The following is a 14769-nucleotide window of genomic DNA, read 5'->3' as shown; positions in this document are numbered from 1 at the left end:
CCACGGGGGCGTGCAAAGGGGGAACCAGCATGACCGACGCGACCGACGACCGAGTGCAGCCTGCGCCGGAGGGCGCCGAGCCGTCCGTGCCGGCTCCCGTTGACGGCGTGCCCTTCACTGCGTCCGAGCCTTTCGGAGGGTTCGCGCCTGCACCTCAGCCCTTCACCCAGTCCGAGCGCGTCGGCCGCGGGATCGCGCTCGCGCTGCTCATCATCCCGGCCGGCGTCGTCGCCTGGACCGTCCTCTGGAACATCGGCTTTATCGCCTCGATCGTCACCTGGGGCGTCGCGATCGGCGCCGTCTGGCTCTACCGGTTCGGGTCGAAGGCGCGGGTCACCCGAGGCGCGTTCTGGGGCATCATCGCGATCGTCGCGGTGACCGTCGTGCTGTCGCTGCTCGCCGGGATCTTCGTCGACCTCGTCGCCGCCCTGAAGATCCCGCTCGGCGACGCCCTCGCCGATGACCGGGTCTGGCGCCTGTTCTGGGACAACCTGTTCACCAACGGGGACATGTGGCAGTCGTACCTGCCCTCGGTGCTGCTGGCCCTGCTGTTCGCGGTGCTCGGCTGCTTCACCACGCTCCGCCGGGCCTCCCGGGAGTCGCGCGCCTGAGCACGCCGCGAGTAGAGTCGCGCGCGTAGTCCCGACCGCGAGGGAGTCGCGCGATGACGAAGTTCATGATCTCGTTCCCCAGTGGAGCGATGCACATCACCGAGGAGGAGCTGCCGGCGGTGTCGGATGCCTCCCACGCGGTGATCCGGGATGCCCAGGAGGCCGGGGTGTACGTCTTCGGCGGCGGCATCGACGAGGCGGTCGGACCGGTGATGGTGTCGGGCGACGGAACGGTCTCGCCGGGGACCTATCCCGAGACACGGCTGCTGGACGGCGGCTTCACCATCCTCGACCTGCCGACCCGCGACGCGGCGCTGGAGTGGGCGGCCAAGATCGCGGCGGCGTGCCGGTGCGATCAGGAGGTCCGCGAGTTCCAGTACGACCCGATGTCGTAGGGCGCGGGGCTCCGAGTCGCGGACGTTTGCTGTCGTGGCTTGCTTCGCTCTCGACTCCCCACCATGCTGTGCCTGTGCGCATTCGTCAGTACGTCTACTTCAGATTGTTCAGTGAGGTGGTCACCGCTGACGCGATCACGGCAGCGCTGGGCCTCGATCCGGATGTGGTCACTGTGCGGGGGAGTAAGAGAATCGATCCGCCGGTTCCGGTCGCGCACTCCTGGCAGCTCCACTGCGATCGACCCGGGATTACCGTCGGCGCTCAGGTCGAACGAGTCGTCCGCCGCCTGCAACCGGTCGAGGATCGGGTCCGGAGACTTGTCGCGACCAAGGACGTCGACGCGGTGCTCCAGATCGTCCGCGACTTCGATGCCGAGGACGGCGAACCTGAGATCCTCGATTCGGTCGTCTCTCCGACCGGAGACGTGCTCACGAGGCTGGCCGGACAGCATCAACTGCTCGGATGGCACCTGGATGCTCGAACGCTCGCGTTCCTCACGAACATCGGAGCCGAAATCGACTGCGACGAGTACGGCGGATAGAGCGGGCCCGGCCGTGCGTGAACACGCCCGAGCCCGTGCCTTCACCCCGCCAGCGCCGCCGAGTCGAAGTAGGTCTCGTTGAAGTGGGCGAGCGCCTCGCCCCAGGTGCCGCCGGCGTCCTCGATCGCGCGCGCCTCGTCCAGCGCCGCCACGGTGGCGAGCGGGACGGCCAGGCCGTGCTCGGCCAGGTCGAGCACCGACTCGACCGGCTGTCCCGGGTCGTCCGTCTCGACGATGGCCAGGTGCTCGTAGACGTCGGGCGCCAGCTCGCGCAGCGCCTCGCCGATCAGGTCGCCGCGTTCCGTCCCCTCGGCGTCCCAGGTGAACCGGACCAGTCCGTCGGCCGGGAAGGCGTAGCGATGGCGTTCCCCGGCCGCGGCGACCGCATGGTCGAGGGCGGCGCGCACAGCGGCGGGGGCGATGATGTCCGTCATAAGGCTCTCCTTCGTGGCGTCGTTGTCAGCGTGTTCGGGCCTTGGTGCACCGCCGACGGGCAGCGGGTTCCGTGATTCTGGCACGAGCGGACCACCCCCAGGAAGGGGGCAATCGGGAATGTCGGGAAACTCTGGGGGAACAGTTCGTGGACTCCCCGGCCCCGGAGGTCTCCAGGTTGGCGGCGGAGAAGCCGCCGGCGAATGGACACCGTGTCGATCCGCGCCCGGACATTGGACGTGGTGTCGATTCTGACGTCGCGGCCGCACGCCTACCATCCTTGACATGAGCGCCATCGTCGACGAAGACCGGACCCGGGTTCACCCCGCAGAGGGAACGCACGCCGGTGCACCCCTCGGGCTCGGCGGCGCGCTCGGGATCGGCGGGCACGGCGGCGGCTTCCGCAGCGACGCCGACGTGGTCATCCTCGGCTACGACTGAGCGCGGCTCGGGCGACAGGGCTTCAGGAGGCCTCGTCCATCGTCGCCGACACCCCGTGCAGCAGCTCGCCCGGCCGGCACTCCAGCACGTCCGCCAGGTGCACGAGATTCAGCACGGTGGGCATGATCGTGCCCCGCTCGATCCGCCAGAGCGTGTGCTCCTGGAGCTCGGCGCGCCGGGCCAGCTCGTCCAGCGTGAAGAGCAGCTGTTCCCGCCGTCCGCGGATGTTCTCGCCGATCCGGTCGGCGATCGCGTTACTTTCCGAGTGCACGCGATGAATGCTAACAAGCCCGCGGAGAGTAGCCTGGCAGTGCCGTGCGCTCGATCGAGTGTTCGGAGAAGACGACGAAGGAAGAAAACGATGGCTACAGGCACCGTCAAATGGTTCAACGCAGAGAAGGGGTTCGGGTTCATCGCCCCGGATGACGGCAGTGCCGACGTCTTCGCCCACTTCAGCGAGATCTCCTCGCAGGGCTACCGCACGCTCGAGGAGAACCAGAAGGTCGAGTACGACCTGACCCAGGGGCCGAAGGGGATGCAGGCCTCCAACATCCGACCGCTCTGACAGCAGTCAGACTGAGAGATCCGGCCTCCCGCTGAGCGGGAAGCCGGGAGATGGCCCGGCCTGCCACAGGCCGGGCCATCGCCCACCGGGAACGCAGTACAGCCGCCCGTCCCCATACGGTTCGGCCTGCCATCCGGTTGCTTAGTGCACACATTATCCGTGCCCTACCGGTTGTCAACCGGGTTGCGGCACGGATTTCAGCGGACCGCTGCCTCCAGCGCCAGGATCGCCTCCGCCACGGCGGCCGGGTTCTCCCATGCCGTGAAGTGGCCGCCCTGCGTCAGCCTGGCGAACGAGCGGATGTCGGCGTAGCTCTTCTCGGCCAGCGAGCGCGGGTACGCCGACTCGTGAGTCTGGATGAGGATGCTCGCCGGCGCCTGCACGACCGGGTGGAGGTCGTCGTCGTTCGGTGATTCGCAGTACGGCCGGAAGCTCGTGCCGATCGAGCGGGTGACCCAGTAGACCATGACGTTCGTGAGGACGTCGTCCGGGTCGAACGCCGCCAGGCCGTCGCCGTCGCTCCAGGCCGCGACCTTCTCGCTGATCCACGCCAGCAGTCCGCTGGGGGAGTCGACCAGCGCCGCCGCGAGCGTGTCGGGCCGCGTGCCCATCTGGTGCGCGTACCCGGACTCGGCGGGCGTCGCGACCGAGGCGAGGAAGGCCCGCTCGGCGTCGTCGAGTTCCACGCCGGGCCGGCTGCGCCCGGAGAAGGACGCGTGGCTGGCCACGATGCCCGCGACCGCGGGATGCGCGCCGGCCAGCCAGTCGCTGACGCCCGCGCCCACGTCCTCCCCATAGGTCAGGTAGCGCTCGTAGCCGAGGTGGGTCGTCATGAGCGCGTCCCACCGGTCGGCGACGGTGGCCGAGGAGAAGCCGGACGGGAGGACTCCCGAGAAGCCGTAGCCGGGCAGGGAGGGCACCACGACATCCAGCTCGCCGTCGAGGGCGTCGACCAGCGGCAGCATCGTGGTGAACGAGTAGGGCCAGCCGTGCGTGACCACGACGGGGAGCCGGCCGGACCGGCGGCCGCGGGCGACGACGACGTGGACATCGCAGCCGTCGACCGGCACGACGAACTGCTCGAAGCGGTTCAGCCGCCGCTCGGCCTCCCGCCAGTCGTACCCGTCGCGCCACCGCTCGAGCAGGCCGCCCAGCACCTCGGGCGGGATCCCGTTGGACCAGTCCGGCCCCGGCGTCCTCCCCGGCAGGATGGTCGCCGCCAGCCGGCGGTCGAGGTCGGCGAGTACATCGTCGGGCACACTGATCCGAAACGCCTCCATGCACCCACGCTATCCCCACCCTCCGACCGTCGAAGGGCACGTAAACGCCCCTAAAACACGGTTTTAGGGGCGTTTACGTGCCCCTCGGCGGTGGTGGAGGCGTCGACGGCGCCGTCGTAGGCTGGTCGCATGGCCGACGACAGCCTGCGCCCCGAGCCCGACGCGAAGGTGGAGGCTGCGCGCTACCGCCTGCGTCGCGAGGCCGAGGCGCGCGGCGAGGAGGTCGAGGAGGTCAACGCGGGCCAGCCGACGATGGACCAGCGCTCGCATGTGATCGAGAACGCGATCCAGCAGGCGATCCGGCGCGGCGAGTTCGACGACCTCCCCGGCGCGGGCAAGCCGCTGCCCGGGCTCACCGGCACGCACGACCCGGACTGGTGGATCCGCCGCAAGATCGAGCGCGAGCAGCTCACCGGCCTCGGCCCTCCCGCCCTCACGCTGCGCACCGAGCACGCCGAGTTCGACGCGAGGCTCGACCGGCTCGGCTCCGAGGGGGCGGTGCGAGAGCACGTCGCCGACTTCAACCGCCGGGTGGTGAACGCCAGGCGGCAGCTCCAGGGCGGCCCTCCCGTCGTCACGCCGACCCGCGACGCCGACGAGGAGGTCGCCCGCTGGACCGAGCGCCGCGACGCGCGCCTCCGCGAGGCCGAGGCGAACCGGCGAGCGGAGGCGGAGGCGCTGGCGGCGCTCAGCCGACGCGAGCGGCGGCGGCAGCGCAAGGGCCGCTGACCGCGCGCTCCCTCTCCGCGAGCCCCTTCTCCGCGAACCAGGGGACGCAACACGCCGCTGTCCGATGCGGACAGCGGCGTGTCACGACCCCTCGCGGGGCTACTCCGAGAGGTGCTGCTTGGTGTTGGTGTAGACGATCGAGTCGGCGGTGGCGCCGACGAGGCCGAGCGTGACCCGCAGCAGCTGCGGCGGCAGGCCGCTGTTCGGCGGCGGCGTCGACGCGCCGAGGGTGAGCGGCGTGCCGTCCGGGAGGGTGGCGGTCGCCGAGTCGAGGTAGACCTGCACGTTCCCGCTCAGCGTCATCGTGTCCGCGGTCGTGAGCAGCACCGGCCCGGTCTGCTTGCGGACGTTGAGGCTGAAGCCCTGGATCGTGATGGTGTCCGCCGAGATCTTGATCACCGGGATGCGGCTGCCGTCCGCCATCGCGACCGTCACGACGGTGGCGCCCTTGAGCCCGGTGAACGACAGCGAGTTGCTGCCGAGCTGCGCGGGCGGCTGGGTGAAGACGGGCGCTGCGCCGTCCGGGGAGGCGGGCGTCGGCACGGGGGCCGGCGTCGCGCTGCCGGTCACGGGCGTGCCCGGCGCGCTCGGGAGGCCGGGCAGCGGCAGAGCAGGGGAGGGCGCGCCCGATGACGGCGACGGCGTCGGCGTCGACGGGTCGCACGAGCTGAAGATCGGAAGGCAGAGGGAGGCGGGCGCCGCCGTGCGCGAGGCGTGGGCGGGCACCGGGGTCGCGCCGAGCCCGGTCAGCGCGCCGGCGAGCGCGAGACCGGCCGCCAGTGCGACGCCGGCGGGACCTCTGCGGGCCTTCACGCGGGCTCCTCCGCCGCGTCATCGGCCGAGTCGTCGGCAGCGAGCGCGGCTCTGCGGCGGCGACGGCCACGCAGACGCCGTTCGCCGCGCTGCCCCAGCGGCATCCACGCCACCGAGAGCACTCCGCCGACAGTGCTCAGCAGCATCCCGATGAAGAAGCCGCCGAGGTTGACGCCGACGAGCGAGTACACCGCGATGGCGAGCGCGATCACGCCGTAGAAGATCCGGTGCGCGGGCATCGCCACGATCAGGATGCCGAGCAGCACGAGCAGGATCGGGATGATCGTCGCCTGCAGTCCCTCGATCCCGAGCTGGACGTGGATGCGGCCGATGTCGAGTTGCCCGGAGAAGAACATCTCGATGCCGCCGAGCGCGGTCAGCAGTCCGCCGGTGAACGGGCGCTCGCGGCGCCAGGCGCGGAACCGCTCCCTGGCGCTCCGGTCGTCGGACGGGGCGGGCTCCACGGCGGTCTCGTCCTCCGCTGCGAACTCAGGCTCCCAGGCGGCCTCCGGCTCCGCTGCCGTCTCCGGCTCCGCTGCCGTCTCCGAATCCTCGGGCATCCCCACCTCCGGCTCGACCATCGCGTGCCTCGTCCCCTGGCGGCTCAGAAGCATCCCTTCGATCCGTCCGTGAGCTGCACATGCATGCCGGTGAGCGAGAAGACCGAGGCCTGCGTGCTCCACGCGGTCTGCTTGAGGTTGTTGATCGTGACCGTGTCGGCGTCCTGGGCGAAGTCGCCCGCGCTGCCCTTGGCGGCCGTGTTGACCGTCGAGGCGTCGACGCCGATGCGGATGTTGTGGAACTGCGCGTCACCGGCGAGGTCGGTCATGCCGATCTGGAGGTCGGAGGCGCTGGCCGGGTTGCCGCCGCCACCTGCGGTGATCAGGATGCCGACCTTGCCGAGCGGCGTGTCCGAGACGACCGACTGGCAGAGGTCGGCGAGCGTGGCCGACTTGATGTTGGCGATCGCGACCTGGTGCTGCTTGCCCGCGGTGTCCGGCGCGACGCCGGCGTACTGCGAGAAGCCGGTGCCGTCGAGCTTCGACGCGCTGATCTGGAACTGGCTGCCGGAGACGGCGAACGAGACCGGGACGGCCCCCTGTGCGACCCCGGCCATCAGCAGCGTGGACACCACGGCGACGGGCACGGCGGCGAGCACGATGCGTCCGGCGTGGGAGCCGGAGAGCTTGCGGAACTTCATCGATCCTCCTGTTCGGGGGCTTGACAGCGGCGGTGCGGTCGTTCCCACGACGAGACTAGACGCTATTGACCGGTTGTCAATAGTCGGCACAATGGAGGACGGAAAGACCGTTCCGCAACTAGGCTCGAACCATGGACACCGATCGGCGCACCCGGCTCACCCCGGACGAGCGCCGGGCGCAGCTCGTCGCACTCGGGGTCGCGCACCTCGCCGACGGGCCCCTCGACACCCTCACCATCGAGGAGCTGTCGGCTCGGGCCGGGGTGTCGCGCGCCCTCCTGTTCCACTACTTCGGGTCGAAGCAGGGGCTGCACCGGGAGGTCGTCCGGACGGCTCGCGACAGCATGCTCCACGCCACGGAGCCCGTCCCCGAGCTGCCGCCGCGCGAGCGCCTGCATGACACCCTGACGCGCATCGTCGCGTTCGTGCGCGAGTACAGCGGCACCTTCTACTCGCTAGTCCGCGGCGTCGCGAGCGGCGACGAGGAGGTCCGCGTGGTGATCGAGGAGGCGCGGGCCGAGCAGGCCGACCGCATCCTCGCGGTGTTCCTCGAACTCGGCGCGACGGACACCCCGCTGCTGCGGATCGGCCTGCGCTCGTGGATCGCGTTCGCGGAGGACGTGCTGGTCTCGAGCGCGATCGGCACCGACCTCCCGTCGGGCGACATCGTCGCCTTCCTGGAGCGCAGCGCGAACGGGGTGGTGGAGGCGGTTCCCGCCTAAATACCTTCCTCGTCCAGGTCGTCCTGGGTGAGCACGCCGTCCTCCGGGTTCCCCTCCGGATCGTGCTCGTCGTAGTAGGGCTCGGCCTCCCGGGTCTGCCCGCCGGTCTGCCCGCCGGTCGGCCCGTCGTTGCCGTCGCCGGGGCCGTCCCAGACGGTCTCGCCGGCCACGCCGTCGTTCGTCACCAGCTCGTCGGCGAAGTCGGCCTCGGCGATCGGGTCGTCCAACGCGTAGTCGACCTCGCCGTCGCGGGGGTCCACCCAGCCGGCCGTGTCGCCGGCGTCGGAGTCGCCGATCTCCGGCCCGTCCGCGCCGTCCTCCGGGATGCGGTCGTCCATGCTCGTCCCCTCTCCTGCGATCCGGCCTGTTCGGGCCGAACGTACACCCGCGGGCGGGCGCAGCAGGAGAGGGGACGGGGAGGTCGTTACTTCGGGAAGCTGTACGTGCCGCTGGAGCCGGCGTCCTTGACCGCCGCGGCGACGAAGGCCGCGAACTGGGACGCGTCGGTGAAGCCGCCCTGGTAGCGCTCGCCGTTCACGAACACGGTCGGCGTGCCGAAGCCGCCGGACGTCGGGTTCTTGAGCTGCGAGTTCGACACCGCCTCGTTCGTGCGGTCGGTGACGAACTTCGCGAACGTCTGCTTGTTCACGCAGTCGGTGACCGCGGAGGAGCTGACGCCCCCGGTCTTGAACAGCGACAGCATCTTCGCGTTGGTGAGGCCGGAGCCGGTCTGCTCGTCCGGCTGGTTGGCGTACAGCGCGCTGTTGAGGTCGAAGTACTTGTCCGGCTCGTAGTTCGCCACACACGACATCGCCGCCGCGGCACGGGTCGAGTACTGGTTGTTCGTGCTGGAGTCGAGGATCGCGACCGGGTGGATCTCGAGCGTCGCCGAGCCGTCTGCCATCCACTGCTTCATCTGCGCCGCGTTGGTGGTCTCGAACTGGTCGCAGAACGGGCACTGGTAGTCGAGCCAGATCTGGATGTGCGCGGTCTTGCCGTCGAGCGTCTGCTTCGTCGGCGTCGGCTTGGCGCCCGGCGCGATCGCCGGGGTCGTGACCGCCTTGTCCGACGCGGTGAGCTGCAGGCCGCCGCTGAGCATGTTCTTCGGGTTGGCGACGCTGGTGGTTCCGCCGACGCTGGTGAAGATGATGAGGCCGATGACCGTGAGCACCGCGATCACACCGACGATCACCGAGCTCTGCACGATGATCTTGCGCCGCTTGGCCTTCTTCGCGGCCTCCTCGCGCATCCGGCGAGCGGTCTCGCGTGCCTCGGCTCGGCGATCGTTCTTCGTCGGGGTCGAGGCGCCTCTGCCCGTAGCAGCCATACAGGTCATTCCATTCGAGAAAGGGGGACGGTATCCGAGAAGCAAGCGTATTGGCAAAAGCTTTGGATGCGCCGAGCACCCGCTGGAGCCCTGGTCAGATTCGGGCGCTCGTGCCGGTCGACGCGCCGGTCGACGCTACGGGGATCAGCCGCTGCAGCTGCGTCACATGCGCCGGCGTGAGGTCGGCGAGGGCCGGCACCTCCAGCAGCTTCATCGTGCGGACGACCTGGTCGGACAGGATCTGGATTGTGCGGTCGACGCCCGCGCGGCCGCCCGCCATCAGCCCGTACAGGTAGGCGCGCCCGATCAGTGTGAACTTCGCGCCGAGCGCGTACGCGGCGACGATGTCGGCGCCGTTCATGATTCCGGTGTCGATCGCGACCTCGGTGCGGTCGCCGACGGCCTCCACGACCTTCGGCAGCAGGTGGAAGGGGATGGGCGCCCGGTCGAGCTGGCGGCCGCCGTGGTTGGAGAGCACGATGCCGTCGACGCCGAGGTCGACGAGCTTCTGCGAGTCCTCGACGTTCTGCACGCCCTTGACGACGATCTTGCCCGGCCACATGCTCCGGATGATGTCGAGGTCGGCGAAGCTGATGGACGGGTCCATCGCCGCGTCGAGCAGCTCGCCGACGGTGCCGCCGGTGGAGGACAGCGACGCGAACTCCAGCTTGGGCGTGGTGAGGAAGTCGTACCACCACCACGGCCGCGGGATCGCGTTGACGATCGTGCCGAGGGTGAGCTGCGGCGGGATGGAGAAGCCGTTGCGCTTGTCGCGCAGGCGGGCGCCGGCGACGGGGGTGTCGACCGTGAAGAACAGGGTGTCGAAGCCGTTCGCGGCGGCGCGGCGCACGAGCTCGTACGAGATCTCGCGGTCGCGCATCACGTAGAGCTGGAACCAGTTGCGGCCGGCCGGGTTGGCCGCCTTCACGCCCTCGATGGAGGTCGTGCCGAGGGTCGAGAGCGTGAACGGGATGCCCGCGGCGCCCGCGGCTCCCGCGCCGGCCACCTCGCCCTCGGTCTGCATCAGCCGGGTGAAGCCGGTGGGCGCGATCCCGAACGGCATCGCCGACGGACCGCCCCAGATCTCGCACGAGGTGTCCACCGTGGAGACGTCGCGCAGGATCGACGGGTGGAACTCGATGTCCTGGAACGCCTGCCGGGCGCGGGCCAGCGACAGCTCGCCCTCCGCGGCGCCCTCGGTGTAGTCGAAGGCGGCCTTCGGCGTGCGGCGCTTCGCGATCGCGCGCAGGTCCTCGATCGTGAGCGCGGCGTTCAGCCGGCGCTTCTTCGCGTCGAGCTCCGGCTTCTTGAACGACAGGAGCTCGAACAGCTCGGCGGGCTTGGGGAGTTGGCGGGTGACCATGTTCGTGTGCCTAACGTGCGTCGGTGGACGGGGACAGGGGGTGCGTGGGGGAGGCGTCGCGGTAATAGCCGCTGATGTGGTCGTGGACGCGGGTGCGCGCCGCCGCCGGGTCGCCGGCGTCGATGGCGTCGATCACGCCGCGGTGCTCGGCGCGGAGCCGGGCGGCCATGACCTCCCAGTCCGGGATGCGCTCGGCGCCGGCGAGCACGTAACCCTCGATCGAGCTGCGGAGGCCGGCCATCATCGTGGCGACGACGGTGTTGCCCGCCGCCTCCGCGAGGGCGAGGTGGAACTGCGCGTCGAGTGCCAGGAACTCCTGCGCGGTGAGGGCGGGGTCGTCCATCGCGTCGAGGAGCTGGCGGGCGTCGGCGAGGTCGGCGGACCCGCGTTCGGCGAGTTCGCCCGCGACCGACGACTCCAGCAGCAGTCGCGTGCTGACCACGTCGGCGACCGGGAACCCGCTGGCGGCGACCTGGAGGCGCATCAGCGCCTGCATCCCGCCGAGCGGCCGCGCCACGATGATCGCGCCGGAGCTCGGTCCCGAGCCGGTCTGGGTGCGGACCAGGCCCATCGCCTCCAGCACCCGGATGGCCTCGCGAACGCTGGAGCGCGCGACGCCGAACTCGGCAGCCAGCGCGCGCTCGGGACGCAGATGGTCGCCGGGCCGCAGCCGGCCGTCGACCAGGCGCTCCTCGATGCGGGCGAGCACGCTCTCCCACGCCTTCGGCTCTGGCGTCACCGCGGCCTCCTCGTCCCTCTGTGGTCGGACCACATGGTCCGACCACACGTTATCACGCCGCCGCCGTGCCCTCGACGCACAGCGGGGACGCAACACGCCGCCGGCGGCGGGCCGGAACGGCGTGTTGCGTCCCTCGATGACGCGGGTGGGTCGCCTACTCGGCGGGAGCTGCGGCGCCGCGGAACTCCACGTCCTCCACGCGCGAGCGCGGCATCGCGACGCCCGCCACGATGGTCAGCGCCGCGACGACGGCCACCGCCGTGAACACCGCGGTCGACGCGCCCTGCACGGCCGTGGGCGAGTGCGCCCCGCCCGTGCTGGAGAGGATGATCGCGTTCGCGATGGCGCCGAAGACCGCGACGCCCACTGCGCTGCCGATCGACCGGGCGAACATGTTGGTCCCGGTGACCACGCCGCGCTCGCTCCAGGCGACGCTCGACTGCGCCGCGATCAGCGTCGGCGTCGCGACGAGGCCCATCCCGAGCCCGACGACGAAGCAGCTCACCGCCACGAAGAGCACGCTCGGGTGCACGCTCGTCGCCGCCAGGATGATCGTCCCGAGGATCGTGATGCTGGTGCCGAGCAGGGCGGTGCTGCGGAAGCCGATCCGCAGGTAGAACCGTCCGGAGATGCTCGCCGCGATCGGCCAGCCGAGCGTCAGCGCCGCGACCGCGAGTCCGGCGACCAGCGGGGGCGCGCCGACCGTCGCCTCCAGATAGGTCGGCACGTACGAGGTGAGGCCGATCAGGATGGCGCCGATGCCGAGCGAGATGAGCGTGGTCGTCACCAGCAGCCGGCGCGAGAACACCCACAGCGGCATGACCGGCTCGGCCGCGCGGTGCTCGACGACGGCGAAGGCGACCAGCAGGAGAGCGCCGAGCGCGAACGCGCCGATGCTCCAGACGGAGTCCCACGCCCAGGCCTGCCCGCCCTCCAGCACCGCGAGGATGATCAGCGACATCCCGGCGGTCAGCAGCAGGGACCCCGCGTAGTCGATGCGGTGCTTCTTGGGCTCGATGCTCTCGTGGAAGCTGCGGATCAGCATCCACGCCGCCAGGACGCAGAGCGGCACGTTGACGAAGAAGATCCACCGCCACGAGAGGAACTGCGAGAACAGGCCGCCGAGGGTCGGGCCGACGACGGACGAGATCGCCCACACGCTCGCGAGGTAGCCCTGGGTCTTGGCGCGCTCGGCCACCGTGTAGATGTCGCCGGCGATCGTCATCGACATCGGCTGGATGGCGCCGGCGCCGAGCCCCTGCAGGGCGCGGAATGCGATGAGCGCCGGCATGCTCCAGGCGAAACCGCAGAGCACCGAGCCCAGGAAGAACAGGCCGATGCCCGCCAGCACGATGGGCTTGCGCCCGACGGTGTCGGACAGCTTGGCGTAGACCGGCACGGAGACCGCCTGCGCCAGCAGGTAGATGGAGAACAGCCACGGGAACTGCGCGAAGCCGCCCAGGTCGCGCACGATCGAGGGGACGGCGGTGGCGAGGATGGTCGCGTCGATGGCGACCAGTCCGGTCGTCAGCATGAGTGCGATCAGGATCGGTCCCCGCTCGGAGCGGAAGCCGACGCTTGCCCGGGTGATTTCGTTCATCTCTGTGAACAACAGCCCCCGGTCGGGATCATTCCCCGCATCCGACTTGACGTGAAAGAACGGAGCGCGCACAATCTGAAACATGTCTTTCATATCGGGAGGTCGCCCGGAGGACCGCCGCACGGTCACCGACCCGCGGGCGCTCCGGGCGCTCGCGCACCCGCTCCGGATCGCGCTGCTCGACCATCTGATGTCGTTCGGTGCGAGCACCGCGAGCGAGTGCGCCGAGGCGGTCGGCTCCACGCCCTCCAATTGCAGCTACCACTTGCGCGCCCTGGCCAAGTTCGGGCTGGTGGAGCGGGTGGAGGCCGACGACGGCCGCGAGCGGCCCTGGCAGTCCACGGCCACCGGACTCACGCTCGGCCGCACGGAGGACCCGGCGATGCAGTTCGGCGTAGACACCGTCGAGCGCTTCTTCGCCGACCACCAGATCGACGAGGACGCCGCCCGCCTGCACCGCTCGATCGCGCAGCGCGACAGCGTTCCGACCGAGTGGCGGGAGGCGAGCATCCTCTCCGGCTACGCGCTGCGGATCGCGCCCGAGGAGCTGCGCGAGCTGGGGGAGAAGCTGGACGCGCTCATCCGCCCGTACATCGCGCTCACCCGCTCGGACGCCCCGGACGACAGCTCGGTGGTCGTGCTGGGCCTCAACGCCTTCCGGCACCCGGACGAGCCGGCCGCGTCCGATGAGGGCGGCGCATCATGACCCGCTCCCCGCTCCTCCGCCGCGACTACGCCCTGATCTGGTCGGCCGGCCTCGTCTCCGACACCGGCGACTGGCTGCTGATGATCGCCCTGCCGCTGTTCGCGTTCTCCGCGACCGGCTCGGCACTCGGCGCCTCGACCGTCTTCCTCGCCGAGCTCATCCCGATGCTGCTGGCCGGCACCTTCCTCGGCGTGCTGGTCGACCGCTGGGACCCGCGGCGCACCATGGTCGTGACCGCGCTCCTGCAAGGGCTCGTGCTCCTGCCGCTGCTCGCCGCCGGCCCGGACCGGATGGGCATCGTCTACGCGGTCGCGGCGGTGGAGGCCTGCCTCGGCGCCATCATGAACCCGGCCCGCCAGTCGATGGTGCCGCGCCTGCTGACGCCCGACGAGCTCGGTCGCGGCAACGCGCTGCTCGCGATCAGCGACAACCTCGCCCGGCTGGTCGGCTCGCCGCTCGGCGGTCTCGCGTTCGCGGTGTCCGGCCTCCCCGGCGTCGTGATCGTGGACGCGGTCTCGTTCGTCGTGACCGCCCTGCTCGTCGCGTTCACCCGCCCGCTGCCGCCGCGCGTGCCGGAGCCGGGGGAGGAGTCCGCGCCCGCCGTCGAGCGTCGCCTGCTGCGGGAGTGGGTGGAGGGCATCGCCACCATCGTCCGCAGCCGCGAGCTCGCGACCGTCACGGTCATCGCCGTGATCGGCAGCCTCGCGCAGGGCGTCTTCCTCGTCCTCTTCATCGTCTACGTCACCGAGAACCTGCATGCCGGGGACACCGAGGTCGGCATCCTGCGCGGCGTCCAGGCGATCGGCGGCGTGCTCGGCGGCCTCCTCGCCGGGCTGCTCGTGCGCCGGGTCGCGCCGCGGCCGCTGATCGGCGTCGGCTACCTGGTGTTCGGCGCGCTCTCGCTGCTGACCTGGAACCTGGCGCCCGTCACCACGGCCGTCTGGGTCTACGCGGGGCTGTTCATCGCGATGGGCCTGCCCGCGGTCGCGACCGAGACGGGTGAGATCACCCTCGTGCAGACGGTCACGCCGCGCGCAGCCCTCGGCCGGGTGATCGCAGCGGTGAGGACGATCTCCGGCGCGGCGCAGGGCGTCGGACTCCTGGTGGCCGGGCTCGTCGCGGGCTCGGTCGGCGCTGTGCACGTCCTCGACGTGCAGGCCTCCCTCTACCTGCTGTGCGGTGTGATCGCACTGCTCTTCCTCGGCGGCCGCCGCACGACCGCGGAGGCCGTGCCCGAGCCGGCCGCCTCCCGGTCGACGCCCTCCTGACGCCCGCCCGACGCGGCGAGTTGGCGCGAAACCCG

The 14769-nt window shown here is 70.9% G+C and carries 20 protein-coding genes; 9 read left to right on the top strand and 11 right to left on the bottom strand.

What is annotated here, in order from left to right:
- The first annotated feature begins 29 nt into the window (after positions 1–29).
- The 3 genes from ACFRFH_RS00240 (at position 30) to ACFRFH_RS00230 (ending at position 1548) form a co-directional block, all read left to right on the top strand.
- Positions 30–611, top strand: coding sequence for a hypothetical protein (locus tag ACFRFH_RS00240; RefSeq protein ID WP_382461029.1), 582 nt, complete (start codon positions 30–32; stop codon positions 609–611).
- Positions 612–664: 53 nt separating this feature from the next.
- Entirely contained in the window at positions 665–1006 is a 342-nt protein-coding gene (locus tag ACFRFH_RS00235; RefSeq protein ID WP_382461028.1) for a YciI family protein, read from the top strand.
- 74 nt (positions 1007–1080) lie between these two features.
- Positions 1081–1548 (top strand): DUF4279 domain-containing protein, encoded by a 468-nt coding sequence (locus tag ACFRFH_RS00230; RefSeq protein ID WP_382461027.1) that lies wholly within the window; start codon positions 1081–1083, stop codon positions 1546–1548.
- A 41-nt stretch (positions 1549–1589) separates the two neighbouring features.
- Here the strand turns inward: ACFRFH_RS00230 and ACFRFH_RS00225 are convergent, their stop codons facing one another.
- Positions 1590–1982, bottom strand: coding sequence for a hypothetical protein (locus ACFRFH_RS00225; protein WP_382461026.1), 393 nt, complete (start codon positions 1980–1982; stop codon positions 1590–1592).
- Positions 1983–2265: 283 nt separating this feature from the next.
- On the opposite strand from ACFRFH_RS00225, the gene ACFRFH_RS00220 reads away from it, so the two are divergent.
- Entirely contained in the window at positions 2266–2421 is a 156-nt protein-coding gene (locus ACFRFH_RS00220; RefSeq protein ID WP_382461025.1) for a hypothetical protein, read from the top strand.
- A gap of 22 nt (positions 2422–2443) precedes the next feature.
- Here the strand turns inward: ACFRFH_RS00220 and ACFRFH_RS00215 are convergent, their stop codons facing one another.
- Positions 2444–2692, bottom strand: coding sequence for a helix-turn-helix domain-containing protein (locus ACFRFH_RS00215; RefSeq protein ID WP_382461024.1), 249 nt, complete (start codon positions 2690–2692; stop codon positions 2444–2446).
- A gap of 90 nt (positions 2693–2782) precedes the next feature.
- On the opposite strand from ACFRFH_RS00215, the gene ACFRFH_RS00210 reads away from it, so the two are divergent.
- A complete protein-coding gene (locus ACFRFH_RS00210) occupies positions 2783–2986 on the top strand; it encodes a cold-shock protein (RefSeq protein ID WP_382458966.1) in 204 nt (67 codons plus the stop codon).
- Between the two features lie 197 nt (positions 2987–3183).
- Here the strand turns inward: ACFRFH_RS00210 and ACFRFH_RS00205 are convergent, their stop codons facing one another.
- The gene (locus ACFRFH_RS00205; protein ID WP_382461023.1) at positions 3184–4266 is read right to left on the bottom strand and encodes an epoxide hydrolase family protein; all 1083 of its coding nucleotides are present in this window, start codon (positions 4264–4266) and stop codon (positions 3184–3186) included.
- 129 nt (positions 4267–4395) lie between these two features.
- Here ACFRFH_RS00205 and ACFRFH_RS00200 point away from each other — a divergent pair, with 129 nt between their 5' ends.
- Positions 4396–4995 carry a DUF1992 domain-containing protein gene (locus ACFRFH_RS00200; RefSeq protein WP_382461022.1) on the top strand — a complete coding sequence of 200 codons (600 nt, stop codon included), beginning with the start codon at positions 4396–4398 and terminating at the stop codon, positions 4993–4995.
- Positions 4996–5094: 99 nt separating this feature from the next.
- On the opposite strand, the gene ACFRFH_RS00195 is transcribed toward ACFRFH_RS00200, so the two are convergent.
- The 3 genes from ACFRFH_RS00195 to ACFRFH_RS00185 are packed head-to-tail and all read right to left on the bottom strand — an operon-like array spanning position 5095 to position 7009.
- Entirely contained in the window at positions 5095–5808 is a 714-nt protein-coding gene (locus tag ACFRFH_RS00195) for a hypothetical protein (RefSeq protein ID WP_382461021.1), read from the bottom strand.
- Positions 5805–6422, bottom strand: coding sequence for a DUF6114 domain-containing protein (locus ACFRFH_RS00190; protein WP_382461020.1), 618 nt, complete (start codon positions 6420–6422; stop codon positions 5805–5807). The genes ACFRFH_RS00195 and ACFRFH_RS00190 overlap by 4 nt, the downstream gene beginning before the upstream one ends.
- The gene (locus ACFRFH_RS00185; protein ID WP_382461019.1) at positions 6413–7009 is read right to left on the bottom strand and encodes a DUF6230 family protein; all 597 of its coding nucleotides are present in this window, start codon (positions 7007–7009) and stop codon (positions 6413–6415) included. The genes ACFRFH_RS00190 and ACFRFH_RS00185 overlap by 10 nt, the downstream gene beginning before the upstream one ends.
- Before the next feature lie 131 nt (positions 7010–7140).
- Here ACFRFH_RS00185 and ACFRFH_RS00180 point away from each other — a divergent pair, with 131 nt between their 5' ends.
- Positions 7141–7731 (top strand): TetR/AcrR family transcriptional regulator, encoded by a 591-nt coding sequence (locus ACFRFH_RS00180; protein ID WP_382461018.1) that lies wholly within the window; start codon positions 7141–7143, stop codon positions 7729–7731.
- Here ACFRFH_RS00180 and ACFRFH_RS00175 read toward each other — a convergent pair.
- From ACFRFH_RS00175 to ACFRFH_RS00155, 5 genes are all read right to left on the bottom strand, one after another.
- The gene (locus ACFRFH_RS00175; RefSeq protein WP_382461017.1) at positions 7728–8069 is read right to left on the bottom strand and encodes a hypothetical protein; all 342 of its coding nucleotides are present in this window, start codon (positions 8067–8069) and stop codon (positions 7728–7730) included. The genes ACFRFH_RS00180 and ACFRFH_RS00175 overlap by 4 nt on opposite strands.
- Positions 8070–8155: 86 nt before the next feature.
- On the bottom strand, positions 8156–8980 hold the full coding sequence (locus tag ACFRFH_RS00170) for a DsbA family protein (protein WP_382461016.1): 825 nt from the start codon (positions 8978–8980) through the stop codon (positions 8156–8158).
- 172 nt (positions 8981–9152) lie between these two features.
- Complete coding sequence (locus tag ACFRFH_RS00165; RefSeq protein ID WP_382461015.1) at positions 9153–10421, bottom strand: alpha-hydroxy-acid oxidizing protein; 1269 nt, start codon at positions 10419–10421, stop codon at positions 9153–9155.
- Positions 10422–10431: 10 nt separating this feature from the next.
- A complete protein-coding gene (locus ACFRFH_RS00160; protein ID WP_382461014.1) occupies positions 10432–11160 on the bottom strand; it encodes a FadR/GntR family transcriptional regulator in 729 nt (242 codons plus the stop codon).
- Between the two features lie 154 nt (positions 11161–11314).
- A complete protein-coding gene (locus ACFRFH_RS00155) occupies positions 11315–12760 on the bottom strand; it encodes an MDR family MFS transporter (protein WP_382461013.1) in 1446 nt (481 codons plus the stop codon).
- A gap of 82 nt (positions 12761–12842) precedes the next feature.
- Here ACFRFH_RS00155 and ACFRFH_RS00150 point away from each other — a divergent pair, with 82 nt between their 5' ends.
- Together ACFRFH_RS00150 and ACFRFH_RS00145 are read left to right on the top strand one after the other, a co-directional pair.
- The gene (locus ACFRFH_RS00150; RefSeq protein ID WP_382461012.1) at positions 12843–13466 is read left to right on the top strand and encodes an ArsR/SmtB family transcription factor; all 624 of its coding nucleotides are present in this window, start codon (positions 12843–12845) and stop codon (positions 13464–13466) included.
- Positions 13463–14734, top strand: coding sequence for an MFS transporter (locus tag ACFRFH_RS00145; protein WP_382461011.1), 1272 nt, complete (start codon positions 13463–13465; stop codon positions 14732–14734). Before ACFRFH_RS00150 ends, ACFRFH_RS00145 begins: the two co-directional genes overlap by 4 nt.
- Positions 14735–14769: the final 35 nt, after the last annotated feature.

The sequence above is a fragment of the Leifsonia sp. NPDC056824 genome, assembly GCF_042789575.1.
Taxonomy (GTDB): domain Bacteria; phylum Actinomycetota; class Actinomycetes; order Actinomycetales; family Microbacteriaceae; genus Leifsonia.
This window is presented reverse-complemented; position numbering and strand designations above follow the sequence as displayed.